The organism is Pseudomonas sp. LBUM1661 (assembly GCF_059695925.1).
The window spans coordinates 3,035,603-3,052,792 of record NZ_CP166794.1; the positions used below are offsets into that span (position 1 = coordinate 3,035,603).

At 60.1% G+C, this 17,190-nt stretch carries 9 protein-coding genes and 1 pseudogene; 4 read left to right on the forward strand and 6 right to left on the reverse strand.

All coding sequences use genetic code 11. From position 1 onward, the window contains the following. Positions 1-57: 57 nt before the first annotated feature. Positions 58-1,680: a DUF1254 domain-containing protein gene (locus ACA057_RS13930; RefSeq protein WP_497349213.1), complete on the reverse strand. Its 1,623-nt coding sequence runs from the start codon at positions 1,678-1,680 to the stop codon at positions 58-60. 535 nt (positions 1,681-2,215) lie between these two features. Here ACA057_RS13930 and ACA057_RS13935 point away from each other — a divergent pair. Continuing rightward, positions 2,216-2,647: pseudogene (locus tag ACA057_RS13935) on the forward strand (SDR family oxidoreductase); the annotation flags it as partial. A 42-nt stretch (positions 2,648-2,689) separates the two neighbouring features. Then, positions 2,690-3,103 (forward strand): cupin domain-containing protein, encoded by a 414-nt coding sequence (locus ACA057_RS13940; RefSeq protein WP_497349215.1) that lies wholly within the window; start codon positions 2,690-2,692, stop codon positions 3,101-3,103. A 153-nt stretch (positions 3,104-3,256) separates the two neighbouring features. Here ACA057_RS13940 and ACA057_RS13945 read toward each other — a convergent pair whose 3' ends face one another. After that, positions 3,257-3,931: an NADPH-dependent F420 reductase gene (locus tag ACA057_RS13945; protein ID WP_497349217.1), complete on the reverse strand. Its 675-nt coding sequence runs from the start codon at positions 3,929-3,931 to the stop codon at positions 3,257-3,259. A gap of 110 nt (positions 3,932-4,041) precedes the next feature. After that, entirely contained in the window at positions 4,042-5,805 is a 1,764-nt protein-coding gene (locus ACA057_RS13950) for an L-lactate permease (protein WP_497349219.1), read from the reverse strand. Between the two features lie 194 nt (positions 5,806-5,999). On the opposite strand from ACA057_RS13950, the gene ACA057_RS13955 reads away from it, so the two are divergent. Next, entirely contained in the window at positions 6,000-6,236 is a 237-nt protein-coding gene (locus tag ACA057_RS13955) for a hypothetical protein (protein ID WP_497349221.1), read from the forward strand. A gap of 304 nt (positions 6,237-6,540) precedes the next feature. Here the strand turns inward: ACA057_RS13955 and ACA057_RS13960 are convergent, their stop codons facing one another. Then, a complete protein-coding gene (locus ACA057_RS13960; protein WP_497349223.1) occupies positions 6,541-10,653 on the reverse strand; it encodes a bifunctional nitrate reductase/sulfite reductase flavoprotein subunit alpha in 4,113 nt (1,370 codons plus the stop codon). 516 nt (positions 10,654-11,169) lie between these two features. On the opposite strand from ACA057_RS13960, the gene ACA057_RS13965 reads away from it, so the two are divergent. Further along, the gene (locus ACA057_RS13965) at positions 11,170-12,846 is read left to right on the forward strand and encodes an MFS transporter (protein WP_497349225.1); all 1,677 of its coding nucleotides are present in this window, start codon (positions 11,170-11,172) and stop codon (positions 12,844-12,846) included. Positions 12,847-12,985: 139 nt separating this feature from the next. Here the strand turns inward: ACA057_RS13965 and ACA057_RS13970 are convergent, their stop codons facing one another. Together ACA057_RS13970 and ACA057_RS13975 are read right to left on the reverse strand one after the other, a co-directional pair. After that, positions 12,986-14,671: a type VI lipase adapter Tla3 domain-containing protein gene (locus ACA057_RS13970; protein ID WP_497349227.1), complete on the reverse strand. Its 1,686-nt coding sequence runs from the start codon at positions 14,669-14,671 to the stop codon at positions 12,986-12,988. After that, positions 14,668-16,692: a T6SS effector phospholipase Tle3 domain-containing protein gene (locus ACA057_RS13975; protein WP_497349229.1), complete on the reverse strand. Its 2,025-nt coding sequence runs from the start codon at positions 16,690-16,692 to the stop codon at positions 14,668-14,670. Before ACA057_RS13975 ends, ACA057_RS13970 begins: the two co-directional genes overlap by 4 nt. Positions 16,693-17,190 lie beyond the last annotated feature (498 nt).

Below are 17,190 nucleotides of genomic sequence, written 5' to 3' on the forward strand. Positions count from 1 at the left end.
AGGAGCCAACATTACGGTCAGCCTCGCCCGAGCGGTTGTTCTGACCGCGACTCTGTCTCACCGAACCAGTTCGAGCTCGCTCGGTCGCCACGTTTTCGTGAAAAACGATTCAAGTGGGCTGTAGAGGCGCAGGATCGTAAACCAGCCCTTGTCAGGCGTGGTCTGAATCCAGTTCCCCTCCTTGGCGTCGGCTGGCTTCGTAGGACCGAAATAGATGGTTGTGGACCCGTCCGCATTCTCGACTGAGGCCGGTGAAGGGTAGGTTTGGCTACCCGCTCGCGGGTAGCGTTGCGGAGTCTGGAGCATGGACCGCGTCTGGTTGTCGTATACGGTGAATGACCAGAATTTGGCCGCTGGAATATTTGGGGGCAGGGTCACTTTGTAGGTCTTGCCGCCATCAAAGGGATTCTTTTGCGCATCCGAGAACCCCATGAGGTACTGCGAGCCCACGTTGGGCAGGCGCATGATCATTCCTGGTGAGTCCATGGTGTAACCGTAATAGAAGGCCGTGCGCGAATCGAGGGTCCGTGCACCGGTCGGTGGCAATGCCTTGAACAAGCCTTCTTTGGTGATCATGGGCGGTGGTGTCTCAAAATCGAAGCCTCCCTGCCACAACATGCTGGCCCACATCGAGTTAGGGTAGTAGGCCCAGCCGGGATACTCGGCAGCACGGAAGTTCAGTGATCGCCCCGCTGCATTGCCCACGGCGGCCGCGTCGGTGAGGATCTTCTTCATCCGCTCGTCCGGAGCAAATGGCTTGCCCTTCACGATGCCAATGGCCGCCAGTTGACCCAGGAGTTCAGGGTTGAACGAGGTGGCGGGTTCCAGTTGCACAAGTTTGTCGAGCGTTTCGAAATAGGTGAAGTCGTTAGGAGGAATGGTGTTGAAAGACTTGCCGCTGCCGTCCACGAATTTCGTCGGCGGTATCGGCGGATTGGGCTGCAGCCTGATTTGGCCTGCGAGCGCCGTGGCAATGCTGGTGCCGTAGCCACCCGGGGTATAGGGATAAATCTTCAGCTTGTCTTTGATGAGGTCGACTGAAGGTTTCGGATCGTTATTTTCCATAAAGGCGCGAACGGCGTAGAGCACGTGGTTGGTTTTCGCTCGGCCTACGAAGAAGCCACTGTCCGGGAGAGGCCCGTCGTAGTCCGGCGGTACGATCAGATACTTGCCACCTTCGCCCCGGTCAGGCCCGGGCGTACCAAGGTCGATGATCCAGCCGAACCACATGTCATTGAGCGTACCGAGCGACTTCGGTGGCACTTCAACCACCAGCGGGCCCTTTGTCAGGTCGAGAACCGAGAGCGTATAGATGGTGTCGGCGTTGGCGGTGAGAAACAGCGATTGGGAGTCCATCAACTCGGAGAAGATGATCACCGTATTGTCGTCTGCCCCAATGCTGTGGAAACCCTCGCGAATCGCGTAGGCCGATGCGCCTGAAAAACTGTTCATGAACGCATCTATACCGCGAGTGAAAGCCAGGGTGTCATAGACGTCCTGTGTGGTTTTTACGCTCGGTGCGCCGTCCTTGAACTCCAGTGTGCCGATACGGGTTTCAATGCGATCGGGTGTAGTGATTCCCGGGGGAATTTCGGTGGCCGCCTGAGCCGCGTTCATTGCAGGTAGCGATAGCGCCGCCAAGGCCGTCAGCACGGTCAATGGTTTCAAAATATTCGTCATAAAGTTCTCCCTGGTGGATGCCAAATGCATTGACTACCCAAACTTAGGAACTAATGGCGCTTTGACATTTTTCCGGCGCGGCCAATCACTTTCCTTGCGCCCTCGTCATCACTGAGTGGTACTGACATTGAATCGCTCGGATGACCGTTTACGAATGTTGCGCACCATTGTCGGAACAGCGCAGTCTGCTTGATCAGTTCTTCCAGCAGACCAAGCATAGGTGCTCATTTTCCATCGCTCCAGTCACTGGCAGTTATTGGCCGATTGCTGCCCTTGGCGAGAGGCAGAACAGGGCCAGAGGCAGCCATTCAGTACCAACGTTTGCAGCAAGAGAATGCCTGTTTGGTGATGCCCACTTCACCACATGAGCTCGCTTAATCGTTAGGGGATGTAGACGTTGGCAGCTGCCGCCCCAGGCGTAATCCCACGTGTTGTACCGTTATAGCCACGCCGAGGCACCAGGCTGGAAGTTGGCGTAAAAAATGGACCTTTACGCCCGACGCTCGCGGGACTGAATCCCGATGCTTCGAGTCGTTTCCGGGCCAAGATCGCGCAGGAAAACCTGATCAAGGCCTCCGGCATTCCCTACACGCTCCTGCGTGCCACGCAGTTTTTCGAGTTTGTCGACGGCATCGTCCAGTCATTCGCCGTCGGCGAAGAGTTTCGTGTGTCGCCGGCGCTGATCCAGCCGATAGCGTCCGACGACGTGGTGGCGGCGCTGGCCGATGTCGTGCTGGCAGCACCGGTCAATGGCACGGTTGAAGTCGGCGGCCCGGAAGCCCTTCCGCTCGACGAACTGGCCAAGCGCTTTCTGCGGATCACCCAGGACAACCGCAAGGTCGTGCCGGACGTGAACGCGCGCTACTTCGGCGCCGTGCTTGACGATCAATCGCTGACCGCCGGCAAGAACTCGCGCGTGGGCGCGATCCACTTCGAAGACTGGCTCGCTGAGTCGATGGCCCGTTAAAGGTTCACACCCTCAACTCCCTACACATCAAGGAGCAATCCCATGGTCACTCGAATCCTGCTGGCCGCGGTCTTTGCAGCGCTCTCGATCAGCGCCGCATCGGCCGCCGAACCACCCGCCGGCAAGGTGACGGTCGTATTCGACCGTCCCATTCCCAACATCCCAGGCAAGAGCATGCGGGGCGTGCTCGTCGAGTATGGGCCGGGCGCCGCATCGCCATCCCACCCCCATCCAAAAACCGCCTTTATCTATGCAACGGTTCTGGAAGGCTCGTTTCGCATCAAAGTCAAAGGCGAGCCGGAAAAGATCTACAACGTCGGCGAAAACTTCGTGGAGGAACCGGGTTCCGTGCACTTGGTCAGCGCCAACGCCAGCGACACCCAACCGGCACGCCTGCTGGCGGTGTTCGTCCTCGACACCGACGAAACGGTGCTCGTCACACCGATCAAAAAGTAAGCCGATCAACGCGCTCATGAAGGGGCGACAGCGGGACGCCTGGCATCGAGGTACGGCGAAGCCGGCGCAAGACCATCAGACTATTGCTGTGCGTCGGTGACGTGCTGCGTTCCTCGTCGCCCCCCGGGAACGAGGAACGAATGAAAGCACTCGCTAAAGCCCCGACTTTTTCTTGAGCTCGGCCTCGCTCATCACGCCGCTGAGCGGACCGCCCGGCAAACCTTCATTGGCTCGTGCCAGCGGCAGAAGCACCGGTACAAACCCGGCGTCGCGCACCAGCCGGGCACCGAGGTCCCGGGCTTGGGCGTCGTCGGCGAAAGTAGGAATCGCCTTGCCTTTGCCCGATTCGCTTTTCATTGAGGCGTAGCCTATGGCGTTGAACGCCCGCACCAGGTGCACGCCGGGCAGATATTGCTGGTCTGCCAAGGCGACTCCCAGCTCCACTGCCTTGCGCCCGACGTCTCCGTCACGGCCGCTGAAGGGGTTGCTGGTGCTGAACAGCACTTTGCCGTCCAGCTTGCCTTTAAGCTGTTCGGACAGCGCCGGCATTGCGCCGTAGGGCACACTCAACACGATCACATCGCCCCAGGCCGCGGCATCGTTGACCGAGCCCGCCTGAGCATTGGGGCCGGTAGCCTTGACCAGGTCCGTCAGTTCCTCGGGGTGGCGTGACGAAAACATCACCGAGTGCCCGGCCTTTGCCCATAGCGTGCCAAGCGTACCGCCGACATTACCGGCGCCGATCACGCCGATTTTAAGGCCGTCCGCCACAACCTGGCTGGTGCACAGGACCAGGCCGGCGAACATCAGGAAGAGGATTCTGGACATGCGCTGCGCTCCTGAGTTGGAAAACAGGACCCGTGGTTTTCAGAGGTTGCCAGTGAACAGCATTCCACCATGCCCGGGTGCTGAACCCGGACATGGGGCGTGTCAGCCGATCAATGCCCGCCAACCACCATGTGACTGAACGGCGCCACATACGCCTGCAACGTCACCAGCCCACCGACCAGAATCGCCAGGATGATCGAGTGGAAGAACACGTAACGCAGGATTTCTCCTTCATGCCCATACCAGCGCGTAGCGGTGGAGGCCACCACGATTGACTGGGCATCGACCATCTTGCCCATTACCCCGCCGGAACTGTTGGCGGCGGCCATCAGCACCGGACTGATCCCCAGTTGCTCGGCGGTGACCCGCTGCAAGCCGCCGAACAGCACGTTGGAGGCGGTGTCCGAGCCGGTCAAGGCAACGCCGAGCCAGCCGAGGAGAGTGCCGAACATGGGGTAGAAAATCCCCGTCGCGGCGAAGGCCAGGCCCATGGTGGCGTCCAGGCCCGAATACCGGGTGAGGAAACCGAGGGCGAGCATCGCGGTGATGGTGATCAGTGAATAGCGCACCACCCACAGCGTTCGCAGGTACTGGTGGATCAGTTGCGGAATGGAATAACCCATCAGCAACCCACCCAGGATCGCCGACAGCAGGATGCCGCTACCGGTGCTGGTGAACCAGGTGAACTTGTAGACGGCTTCCTCGGTTTTTGGCGTCGGTACCACCGGCGGGACTTTCTCGATCTGCTGGTGAATCGTGGTGAAGGTCACGACCGGGGCGAAGATCGGGTTCGCTTCGCGCATCGGCTTGCCTTGAGGGTCGAGCTTGGCCGCTTGGGTGGCCGGATCGATTGCCGGGCGGGTGTCGAACATGTTTTTGAAGCCCTGGGTGCCCCAGGCGAAGACGAACACCGTGAGGATGATCCACGGCATCCACGCACGCATGACTGCAGGTTTCGCGTCGGCGGCAAAGGCTGCACTGGCGACGGGTTTTTCATCATGCTCGGCGTCGATTTTGGAGTTGTCGACTCGCCCGGACAGGGCGGCGGAGGTGTGTACGGTGGCCGGCTTCCAGACTTTGAGGAATCCCGTCAGGCAGGCCATTGAAATCAGCGCGGCGATCACGTCCACCAGCATCGGGCCGTGGTAGTTGGACACGAGGAACTGCGGCACCGCGAAGCTGACCCCGGCGACCAGGATCGCCGGCCAGATTTCCAGCATCTTGCGCCAGCCGGCGAAGGCCCAGATCAGCCAGAACGGCACGATCACCGAGAAGAATGGCAATTGCCGACCGACCATCATCGACAGCTCCATTTCATCCAGCCCGGTCACCTTGGCCAGCGTAATGATCGGCGTGCCCAAAGCGCCGAACGCCACGGGCGCGGTGTTGGCTATCAACGCCAGCCCCGACGCGGCCAGCGGCGAGAAGCCCAACCCGATCAGAATCGCCCCGGTCACCGCCACCGGCGTGCCGAAACCGGCCGCGCCTTCGAAGAAGGCACCGAAGCAGAACGCAATCAGCAGCAATTGCAGGCGTCGATCGTCGGTGATGCGCGCCAGGGAATCCTGCAGGACCTTGAACGAACCGTTTTCAGTGGTCAGCCGGTGCAGGAAGATGATGTTGAGCACGATCCAGCCAATCGGCAGCAAGCCGTTAGCGGCGCCGTACAGTGCTGCGGAGCCCGCCATGTTCGCCGGCATGCCGAAGGCGAAGATGGCAATCAGCAGGGCGGACGCCAGGGCGAGCAATGCCGCCAGGTGCGCCTTGATGTGGAAAAACGCCAAAGAGGCCAGCATCACCACGACCGGCACTGCCGCCATGATGGTGGAAAGCACCGGGTTACTGAACGGATCGTAGATTTGCTGCCAGACCATGTTCCACCTCTGCTTCTTATTGTTGGGCGTGCAGGCCCCTTGGGGGGTAGGTGGCTAGTAGTATAGGTGGCATTACGCCGCTGTCAGGGCAGGGTTCATCTCGGTGAATGAAGGCGGCTGGAAGGCTTCACTGAGCTAACATTGCATCCAGGGGTTTACGTCACTCGGGTGTCTACGACGGGAGGAATGCAGCAATGACTGAGCGCCATTTGGACCACAAGGAAACGCTGTCGAACGGATGCAAGATTGAGGTCAAGGCCGAGATATTGAGGGACGGCTCGCTGAAAATGTTCATCGGTGTTTACTGGCCGGACGGCTCGGTCATCTCTGAGAATCACGATCCCAAGCCGCACTTGCTGGACATGGAAGCGGCGCTGGATTGGGGTGTCGATATCGCGAAGGGTATCGGCAATAGCCAGCGAACGCTGTGAGGCGTGGCTAATGGTATCGGTGCCCTGAGGCGTCAATTCTCGATCCGGGCCCCCAAGTCCGGGGGAAATGCCTGGTAACCGGGTTGGCTGTTCGGGGCAGACTGCACCCACCACGATCCCTGTAGCAGCTGCCGAAGGCAGCGTTCGGCTGCGCAGCAGTCGTAAACCCTGCGCATGCGATTTTCCTGATACACCGCGAAGTCTGACTTCACGACTGCTGCGCAGCCGAACGCAGGCTTCGCCAGCTGCTACATCGGGGCGTGTCAGGGGTTGATCTACGTGCACGCCACCAGACCTCAGGCCGTCAGTAGACATCACGCAAATAGCGTTTCTGCTCGCTCAACTGGCGCCAGTAATCAGAGGCGTGTTCCGGACTCATCCCACCATGGCGTTGCGCAACCTGGCGCAGCGCCAGGTCAACATCCTTGGCCATGCGGCTGGCATCGCCACAGATGTACAGCTGCGCGCCTTCCTGTAGCCAGCGCCACAGTTCGGCACCCTGTTCGCGGATTCGGTCCTGCACGTAAATCTTCTCTGGCTGATCGCGGGAAAAAGCCAGGCTGAGTTGGGTCAGCAGGCCGTCGCGCTGCATGCCTTGCAGTTCCTCGCGGTAGTAGAAGTCGGTCGCGGCGTGCTGTTCACCGAAGAACAGCCAGTTCTGGCCCTTGTCGCCCCGCGCCCGTCGCTCTTGCAGGAACGCCCGAAACGGCGCCACGCCCGTGCCAGGGCCGATCATGATCATCGGCAGGTTGCCATCGGCGGGCGCGCGGAAGTGCTTGGATGGCTGGACAAAGATCGGGACTTCAGCGTTTTCGACGCGATCGGCGAGGAAGGTGGAGGACACGCCCTTGCGTTTGCCATAGCGCACGGCGGCAACGGTGAGATGAACTTCCTCAGGATGCGCCTTGGGGCTGGAGGCGATGGAATACAGCCGCGGTTGCAGGCGCTTGAGGGTGCCCAGCAGTTCACTGGCCGAACAGTCGACGGGAAACGCCTGCAGCACGTCCGCCAGTTGCCGGCCCCACAGCCACTCTTTCAACTCGGCCTTGCGCTCGCTGCCCAGCAGGTGTTTCAACGCCGGGTTGCGGCTGCGTTCGGCGATGAACGCCAGGGTGTCGCTGTTGGGCCGGGCGATTTCAAAGTGTTCGGTCAGTGCCTGGTGCAGAGGGACTTCACCGAGCTTGTCGACGTTTACTGTCGTGTCGGCACCCAACCCGGTCAGATCAAGCAACTCACCGACCAATTCCGGACAGTTGCGCGGCCAGACGCCCAAGGCATCGCCAGCCTCGTAACTCAGTCCGGAGTCCGCCAGCGCCAAGGAAAACTGGCGGGTTTCTTTGTTGGCGCTTTGCTTGTTCAGGTGACGGTTGACCAGCAGCCGCGAGGCAAAAGGGTTGGCCTTGCCCGGTGTCGCGACGGGGTTTGCGGCAACGCTCGGGATGGGTTCGACCGTTACCGGTGGCGCTGGAGTCAGCATTTGCTGGAATTGGGCTAGCCACGTGTCCGCACGCGCCTCGAATTCGGTGTCGCAGTCGACGCGTTCCAGCAGCCGGGTGGCGCCCAATTCATGTAGCCGCTGATCAAGTTTTTTGCCGTGCTGGCAGAACTGGTCGTAGTTGGGATCGCCCAGCGCCAGCACCGCAAAGCGCAGCGACTCCAGACGTGTCTCGGCAGTGCTCAAGGTGTTCCAGAAACCTTCGCCATTGTCCGGCGGGTCGCCGTCACCAAAGGTGCTGCTGATCACGGCCAGATGGCGGGTGCTGGCCAGTTTGCTCGCGGGGAAGTCGGCCATTGCGCTCAGTTCCACGGTTATTCCGCTGTCGCGCAAACGCGAGGCAAAACGCGCCGCCAAGGCTTCGGCATTCCCTGTTTGCGAAGCCCACAACAATGTCACTGCGGGGGCCGTCGGCAGGGGCGACGATTCAGCGCTGCTGTCGAGTCGTGGCGTGCCTGATTCGACCCGGCTGAACAACCCGCCCAACACACCGTCAAGCCATAGCCGGGTGCCATCGGCCATGGGCGCGTTCGGCGGCAGGGCAGGCACGCCGCCGGCCTGGCGACCCGCCGTGGATTGCAGGCCGCTGAGAAAACCGGCGAGGTAGGTGCGCTCGTTCTCGTTCAATTGCGGCGGCGGCAGATTGTGGATGCCGGCGAGATCGGCGAATGCCTCGATGCACGACATGGAAAGTTCCTCTTTAAAAGACGAAGGAGAGGGGCGATCGACGACAGCGAATGCGGGCATGTCGAGAAAGGCATGCTCGATCAAATCAACCCGTTGCAGCGCGACCGCGCAGAATTTGAATTCGGGCTGTTGCGAAATCGGGTCCACGGCATCGTTAGTGACGGCATTGATCGCCAGGTTTTCGCCAAACACATCGTTCCAGTGAAAGGGCGCAAAACAATTGCCCTGGCGTACCCGGTCGGTCACCACCGCCGGCAACACGGCTCGGCCACGCAGCGAGCGGACCTCGACATGATCCTTGTCTTTAATGCCAAAACTGGCGGCGTCTTCCGGATGAATCTCAACGAACGGCCCCGGATTGAGCTTGTTCAGAGTCGCGACCTTGCCGGTCTTGGTCAGGGTGTGCCATTGGTGCTGCAAACGGCCGGTGTTGAGGACGAAGGGGAATGCCTTGTCCGGCATTTCCGCTGGCGGCATGTGCGGCCGGGCGAGGAAAATGCCCTTGCCGCGCTCGGTGGCAAACACGATGGCCGGTTGGCTGCCATCGGCGTCGATTTTGAGCGTCTGGCTCACGCCATTGTTCAGGTAGCGAATCGGATTACGAGCCTCGGCGTCGTCCGACGCACAGGGCCATTGCAGCGGTTTTTCGCGCAGCCGCGCATAACTTGCACCGCGAATGTCATAACCGGTCTTGGGGTTCCACGCGCGCTTGATCTCTTCAAACACCTCGGCAGAAGAGGCGTAGGTGAATGCCTCTTCAAAGCCCATTTCGCATGCGACCCTGGCGATGATCTGCCAGTCGGGCAGCGTCTCGCCGGGTGGCTCCACGGCTTTTTGCATCAGCGTCAGGTTGCGCTCGGAGTTGATCATCACCCCTTCGGCCTCGGCCCAGAGTGCACCGGGCAGGAGGATGTCGGCGTAGCGGTTGGTCTCGGTGTCGAGGAACGCGTCCTGGGTGATGACCAGCTCGGCGGTTTGCAAACCTTCAATGACTTTCTGACGGTTGGGGACGCTGGCGACCGGGTTGGTGCAGATGATCCAGCAGGCTTTTATCTGGCCGGCGCACATCTGCTCGAACATCGCCACGGTGCCACCGCCGACGTCGCGAGGCAGGCTATCGTGCGGGATGCCCCACAGGTCTTCGATGAACAGCCGATCGGCCTCGATCAGCACCGAGCGCTGCCCCGGCAGGCCCGGGCCCATGTAACCCATTTCGCGTCCGCCCATGGCATTCGGTTGCCCGGTCAGGGAAAACGGCCCGCTGCCCGGCCGGCAGATAGCACCGGTGGCCAAGTGCAGGTTGCACAGGGCGTTGGTGTTCCAGGTGCCGTGGGTGCTTTGATTCAGGCCCATGGTCCAGCAACTCATCCACTCGGCGGCTTGGCCGATCCATTCCGCGGCCTGGCGAATGTCCGTCTCGGGAATGCCGGTGATGGCGGCGACGTTCTCCGGTGCGTAATCCTCAAGGAACTCAGGCATGGCTTCCCAGCCTTCGGTGAAGGAGGCGATGAAGTCCGGGTCGGTGTGGCCGTTTTTCACCAGCAGGTGCAGCAAGCCATTGAGCAATGCCAGGTCAGTACCGGGTTTGATCGGCATAAACAGGTTGGCTTTGTCCGCCGTGGCGCTGCGCCGTGGATCGACCACGATCAACTTCGCCCCGGCCTTGACCCGATCCATCATGCGCAGGAACAGAATCGGGTGACAGTCGGCCATGTTCGCGCCGATCACGAAGAACAACTCCGCGTGATCGAAGTCCTGATAAGAACCGGGCGGCCCATCGGAACCCAGCGAGAGCTTGTAACCGCTGCCCGCGCTGGCCATGCACAGGCGCGAATTGGACTCGATGTTGTGGGTCCGGACAAAACCTTTGGCCAGCTTGTTGACGAGGTACTGGGCTTCCAGCGACATCTGCCCGGACACGTAGAACGACAGGGCGTCAGGGCCGTGAGCGTCGAGGATCTCGCGCAGTCTTCTGGCGGTTTCACTGATCGCCTGGTCGATGGCGATACGCGACGGGTCTCGATGGCGCTCCTGGCGCAGGTAGGCGGTTTCCATCCGGCCGGACTCGGCGACGGATTGCCCGCAGGTCGTGCCTTTGGTGCAGAGTCGACCGAAGTTGGTCGGATGGGTCTTATCCCCGGTGACCTTGACCACCCGGTTGTTTTCAACCTGCATGACGATGCCGCAGCCCACACCACAAAAGGGACATACGCTACGCACGGTTTGGTTTGCCATCCTCGCCCCTCGAATCTCTGCCAGCACCTGACCGGTCCAGAAACAAAAAAGGCGCCATGTGACCCTCCGTCAAGAACGGGGGTTACACGGCGCCTTTGTCGTATAAGTGCAATCAGCGTTGACTGCGTATCAGGTGGCTGCAAACAGCGGGCCAGAAAGCTTCTGACCTTTCTGTATCGGGGGTTACAGGTAGAAAGAGGTCCGGTTGGGCACGGTTGCTTGCACTTTTATATAGCGTTCGACAGTCCTGTGCACCAGTCCAAGGCGACCGCTGCGGGTGAACGCAAGGTGTGAGAAAACCCGGACAACGGGACAGTCCGGGGTTTAGCGGGCGGGTGAGTGGATATCTGCGCGAAGGTGATTATGCTTCTAGGTGACTTGCGGCGATGCGAGGCGGGCAGCCTGTTCCCATTCTTCGCTCAATCCGCGATCCGGTGACATCAGCCCAAGGGCCTGGGTGCGGCAAAAGCGAGTGAGGTACTCCGGCCTACAACAAGCGCACGACGGAGAAGACTCATGGCCACAATCGACAACACAACCACGGGCAGCACGCCCCATCACGGGATCACCAAGGAGGAGCGCAAGGTCATTTTCGCTTCGTCCCTGGGCACTGTGTTCGAGTGGTACGACTTCTACCTTTACGGCTCCCTCGCGGCGATCATCGCCAAGCACTTCTTCGCCGGGGTCAACGAGACAACGTCGTTCATCTTCGCGCTGCTCGCGTTCGCCGCGGGCTTCGCCGTACGGCCCTTCGGCGCCATTGTATTCGGCCGCTTGGGTGACATGATCGGGCGCAAGCACACCTTCCTCATCACCATTGTGATCATGGGTGTTTCCACGGCCATTGTGGGCTTTCTGCCCGGTTACGCGACCATCGGCGTGGCGGCGCCGATCATCCTGATCACCCTGCGCCTGTTGCAAGGCCTGGCACTGGGCGGTGAGTACGGCGGCGCGGCGACTTACGTGGCCGAGCATGCGCCGAAAGGCAAGCGCGGCTACTTCACCTCGTGGATCCAGACCACCGCAACCCTTGGCCTGTTCCTCTCACTGCTGGTGATCCTCGCTTGCCGCACGGCCCTCGGCACCGAGGCCTTCGAGGACTGGGGCTGGCGGATTCCGTTCCTGCTGTCGATCCTGCTGCTGATCGTGTCGGTGTACATCCGCCTGCAACTCAGCGAGTCGCCGGTGTTCCTGAAAATGAAGGCCGAAGGCAAGTCCTCGAAGGCGCCGCTGACCGAATCCTTCGCCCGCTGGGACAACCTGAAAATAGTGATCATGGCCTTGCTCGGCGGTACCGCCGGTCAAGCCGTGGTCTGGTACACCGGGCAGTTCTATGCGCTGTTTTTCCTGCTGCAAACGCTGAAGATCGACCCGCAGACCGCCAACCTGTTGATCGCCGGCTCGCTGCTGATCGGCACGCCGTTCTTCGTCATCTTCGGCAGCCTGTCCGACCGCATTGGCCGCAAGGGCATCATCATGGCCGGCTGCATCCTCGCGGCGGTGACCTACTTCCCGATCTTCAATGCGTTGACCCAATACGGTAACCCCGACGTGTTCATCGCACAGGAGAAGAACCCGGTCACGGTGATCGCCGATCCTGATCAGTGCTCGTTCCAGTTCGACCCGGTGGGCAAGGCCAAATTCACCAGTTCCTGCGACCTCGCGAAAACCGTGCTGGCGAAAAAAGCCATCCCCTACAAAAACGTGAAGGCCGAACCGGGCACCGTCGCGCAGGTACGCATCGGCGACAAAGTGATCCCGAGCTTCGAGGGCACCGGCATGCCGGCCGCCGACTTCAAGACGCGCAACGATGCCTTCGCCGCCACCCTCGGCGCCGGGCTCAAGGAAGCCGGCTACCCTGAGAAGGCCGACCCGGCCAAGACCAATTACCCGATGGTGCTGCTGTTCCTGACCATCCTGGTGATCTACGTGACGATGGTTTACGGCCCGATCGCCGCGTGGCTGGTGGAACTGTTCCCGGCGCGCATCCGCTACACCTCGATGTCGCTGCCGTACCACATCGGCAATGGCTGGTTCGGCGGCTTCCTGCCGACGGTAGCCTTCGCCATGGTCGCGGCCACCGGGGATATTTATTATGGGTTGTGGTACCCGATCGTCATCGCGGTGATGACGGCCATTCTGGGTACCTTCTTCCTGCCGGAAACCAAGGATCGGGAAATCCATCACACGTAAATGACTGGAGCTGACGGATTAGCAACAACACCGACCCTGTAGCAGCAGGCTTCGCCAGCTGCTGCAGGTTGCGTTATGGCTTAGCTGATCGGCAGCCGCCGCCCTCAGGCGGCTTTTTTTCGACCCGCACGGTCTAGGTTCATGCTTTGGGGATACCCCCACCAGGGGAGCCAAACTTGAAGGGATCTGTACCACGGTTCTCGCGGTTTTTCGCTTTGCGTGCTTCGTCCGGGGGGCTGATCATTTGTACCGTCAAGCTGCCGTCCTGGCCGGCGTAGACCACCGCGCTGGCTCCGCCGTCCAGGTAGCTGGCAATGGTCGCCAGGTTGATTTCCACCAGAGCCCCACTCACCCCGGTGGTGCCCAGACGCCGTCCGATGTCGTAACCCTCATCGACATTGCCCAACTCGATACCATGGCCGTCCGTATTCAGGACGTGCAAGGCATTGGTCAGGGCAATTTCAGCATCCCGGTTGTCGGTGGTGTCATAGAACACGCGGACTGGTTTCTGCTCGTTGGGCAGCGTCTCAACAGCCTGTAACCAGGCTTCCTGCAGGGCTTTGGCCTGCAATGCCGGTTTAAGCCGTTGGCCATGTTCATTCTGCATCGAGACTTTGATCGGTCGGTGCAAGTAACCCAGCACCGGCGCGGCGTCGAACTCTTTGACCTGGTGCTGCGCCCAGCGTATGGGCAGCCACGGGGAGGGTTCGAAATCTCCTGGCCCGCGGTTGGCTATGGTTTTCCAGAGGGTGGGCAGTTGCGATTGCCAGTAGGCAGTGGACATGGTGGTAGGTGCGTAGGGCGCTTCAGCGGCTTTGGCACGTGCTGCGGTTTCATACCAATCCATAAATGCTCTATCACGGTCCCAATAAAAGGCCCAAAGCTTGCCCAGGTCAGTGTTTTTATTCTGATTGTCTTCAGGCTCGTAGGTGGCATAACGGCGAATATACCGATCCAAACGATCCGAGCGAGTGACCAGTAACCCGGTCATGCTTTCGTACACCGTGGGGACGACATGGCCGTTCTGCAATCCTGGGGTGCCTGGCACGCGTAAACCGTTTCGAGTGACGTCGCCATCCTCGCTCACGATCAAGGCTTGGGGCACTTTGGGGTTGTCATCAAAGAACTGGAACAATCGCTCGATCATGCCCTGGGCGTGGGTTGTATTCTCCGCGTCCTGCCACAAAAAGAGCGTGACCCCGAGCGTCGCGGCATTGCGACCGTTGAGAATATTATCCGCAGCCCCTGTATCGGCAGGTTGCTTGGGCGGCGCAATGGAAAACACCGGGATTGGCCAATAGGCTACTGACGCGTTTGCTGAATGTTTGAACGCAACACGGATTTTGATATCTCTGGAGTTTTCTCTAGATCTTAGTGACGCTTTATAGTCCTTGGGATCCATTGAGTAAATCGAAGCGAAGTTGTTATTTTTCTTCTTGATGAATTGCCAGATCTCCGATTGATGGTCCTGGTAAATCCCAAGCCCCACCCCGCGTATCTCCAACGCATAAGTCCGCGCTTGCGTGGCCTGCTGCTCGGTGATTTGCGCCATGACTTTGGCTTTATAAGCGGCAAGCCCCGCCTTTTCACTGGCCACGGCTTTGCCCCACCAGTGAACGCTGAACATCAGCAGCAAGGGGCCTAAAATGGCGGCGATACCCCAGCGCATTACCGGGTTCATGTCACGAAGTTCCACGTTGTTTTCCTGTGCCTTGATTTGGACAAGCCAGACGAAGCCGAGCCAAAGAACCAGCAGTACCCCGGCGATCCAGAGATAAGGCTTGAGTCTTGGTAATGTTCGGGGGCGGTGCTGAGGGTCGCTCACAAGGCCACTCCTTTTTTAGAGGTGCCAGCAAGCAGAGAGGGGGGTGTCAGCGATACCAAATCCGAGGGTGGGAAAATACCCTTGTCGTAATACAAATAACTGGCTCTCACTAATGCCTGAGCCTGCGCGCTGAGTCGCGACCATCCTGGCAACCGTCCGACTTGCTCGAATTGTTTTTTGTCCATCTTCCAATCCGCAATCGCCACCAACACCTCGCGCATGACCGGATAATCGAGGCAGTGGGCCTGGCCAATGGCAATGTCCATCGCCGTCACCCAGCGCTGGTTTTCCGGACTGCGCAAGATCGCCGAGTGGTAAGAGTTGGTGCCCCACGTCCCTTTGTCATGTTCCATGCGCGCCCGGGCCTCTCGCGGGGTCTCCTCGCGCTCGTGACAAGAACTGGAGCCGGAACGGGCCGCGCCTTTTCGTACGGCGCGCGTATGTTCCTCCGGGTTATCGGATAATCCGTTAAAACGAGCTAACGCCTCCTGTTGTGTGGTGTTCGGGGCGTCATACTCAGCGGGCATTTTTATCCACAAAAACGTCGCGGCGTCTTTGCCCAGCGCGATGCTCTTTCCAACCTCATCAGGCTTGTCCTGGCCTGCGGTGGTCGGGCTGCCTGTTATCGCTTCGCCGCCAAACATCTGCGGCGCATGAGGCGGGTTCAGGGCCTCAGCGTTGATCAGGCGTTCCTGCCCCTGGGAGATCGGGGCTTGCGAAGCCACTCCGGTGAACAAGGAAGCGCCCGGGTAGCGGTGTTCGCCTGGTGCGCGGATGAATTCGGGTTGTGGAGGCTTGCCCACCGGCACCGGCTCCCCGTCACGATGACGTTTGGTCCACAGGCGTTGATAAAAGCCCAGGGATTGCAGTGCCATCATCGCCGGTCGCCCATCGGGCGTTGCATCAGGCACACCGTAGGTGCCGATGCCTTGCACGTCGTCCAGGGCCACGGTGGTGTCGTCCGGGCAAAAATACAGGTACACCTTGCCGCGATTATCGCGTTCGGGAAAAACCGTGAGGTTGCCGATTTTGTCCTTGCGGGTTCCTTGAGTCGGTGACCACTTCGGACCGCTGCGACCGCCATAGGTTTTGCTATCCCTGAGCGCGGATAACGGTGGCTGGGCATGGGGCGTCTGCGTCACCGCCGTGACAATACGGATCAGCGTGGCGAGTGTGTCATGGTCTTTGGGGGTGACCTTGGGCAGCACGCTATAAGGCGAGTCGACCATGATGACGGTATCGGCGCAGCGCTGCCCCTTGTCCACCAATAAGGCCTGCGCCAATAACGAGATCAAGGTGCCTTGGCTATGGCCCATGATCGTGATGGTTTCATCGGGGGATACCCGGCGGATTTCTCTGACCAGCATGGCCAGACGATGGGCGGCCAACACAAAGTAATGCCGCCGCGGCGCATTGGCGAAGAGCAGGTAATTGTTCGGGCTCACGAGCTCGACGGTGGCGGTTTTCCTGTTGGCCTTGAAACCCTCGCCATACATGTCCTCCAGGTTGTTGGTGGCATTGACAAAAAACCCGCCGGCCTTGGCGAAGTGGCGATCCAGGCGATTGCCCTGGATGTCCTGAAACTGATTGCGCATCCTGAACGGATCACCGGCATCATCACGCTTGACGTGTTCCGGTGCGGCTCGATAGCCCCAGTAAAACGGGATCATCAGGCTACGGGTTTTGGGATCGTCTGCGTCGCGCTGATACAGAAAGGTATCAGGATCATCGAGCGTGGTTTTCTGATCGGCACTCCGTTCATCAGGTGGCAGTTCTTTGGCCTCACTGTAATCAGCCCCATACCGCCCAGCCTTCAGATCCGGCCGATCCAGCCGCTCGTTAACCCCCTGGCACAACCCGGTTTCCACCGACTCATAGGACGCCCCGGGGTCATTCACGCCGTGCAGGAAGATCACCACCCCCGGCAGGTCGGCGGGCACTTCCATTTTTCGCGGCGTATGCCAGTTGGGAAGCAGGCGGGTCGTCATTTGTGCCACGCAGTAAAAGTTTTCGCCGTTCATTGGCTGGCACCCTTCGGGGCGCTGCCACGCACCGCGGCTGTCGCGGGCACAAACGTGATCAGACGCCGATTCCGAGGCGCGAAAATAGCTGCTAAGTCCATTAACATTCTTACTCCGGCAAAAAGCCCCGAGAACTCCGAAAGGTATCTGCAACCCGGCCGGGGCATCAGCCCCCGGTCGCTGAGGGAGCGATGCGGCTGGACGTTAGCGTGCAGGTATCGGCAGGCACAATCGTGGCGACCTGGTGGCTCTGTATGGTTTTTTAGGGGCTGCAGGACGGAAGGTGCGCTGGTACTCGAGAGAGCCCGGAGATTGATCTGATACTCAACATAAAATTCAGAAGGGTCCTACAGCCAGATCGTTTCCACGGGTAGCCATGAGGCGCCGCCAGGAACGCTTCTGGCCTGAAAATACAAAACGCCCGGTGCGGTGCATCGGGCGTTGGGTTGAAACAGGTGTAACCCTATTTCAGGAGTGGACACCGATATTCGGGCCTTG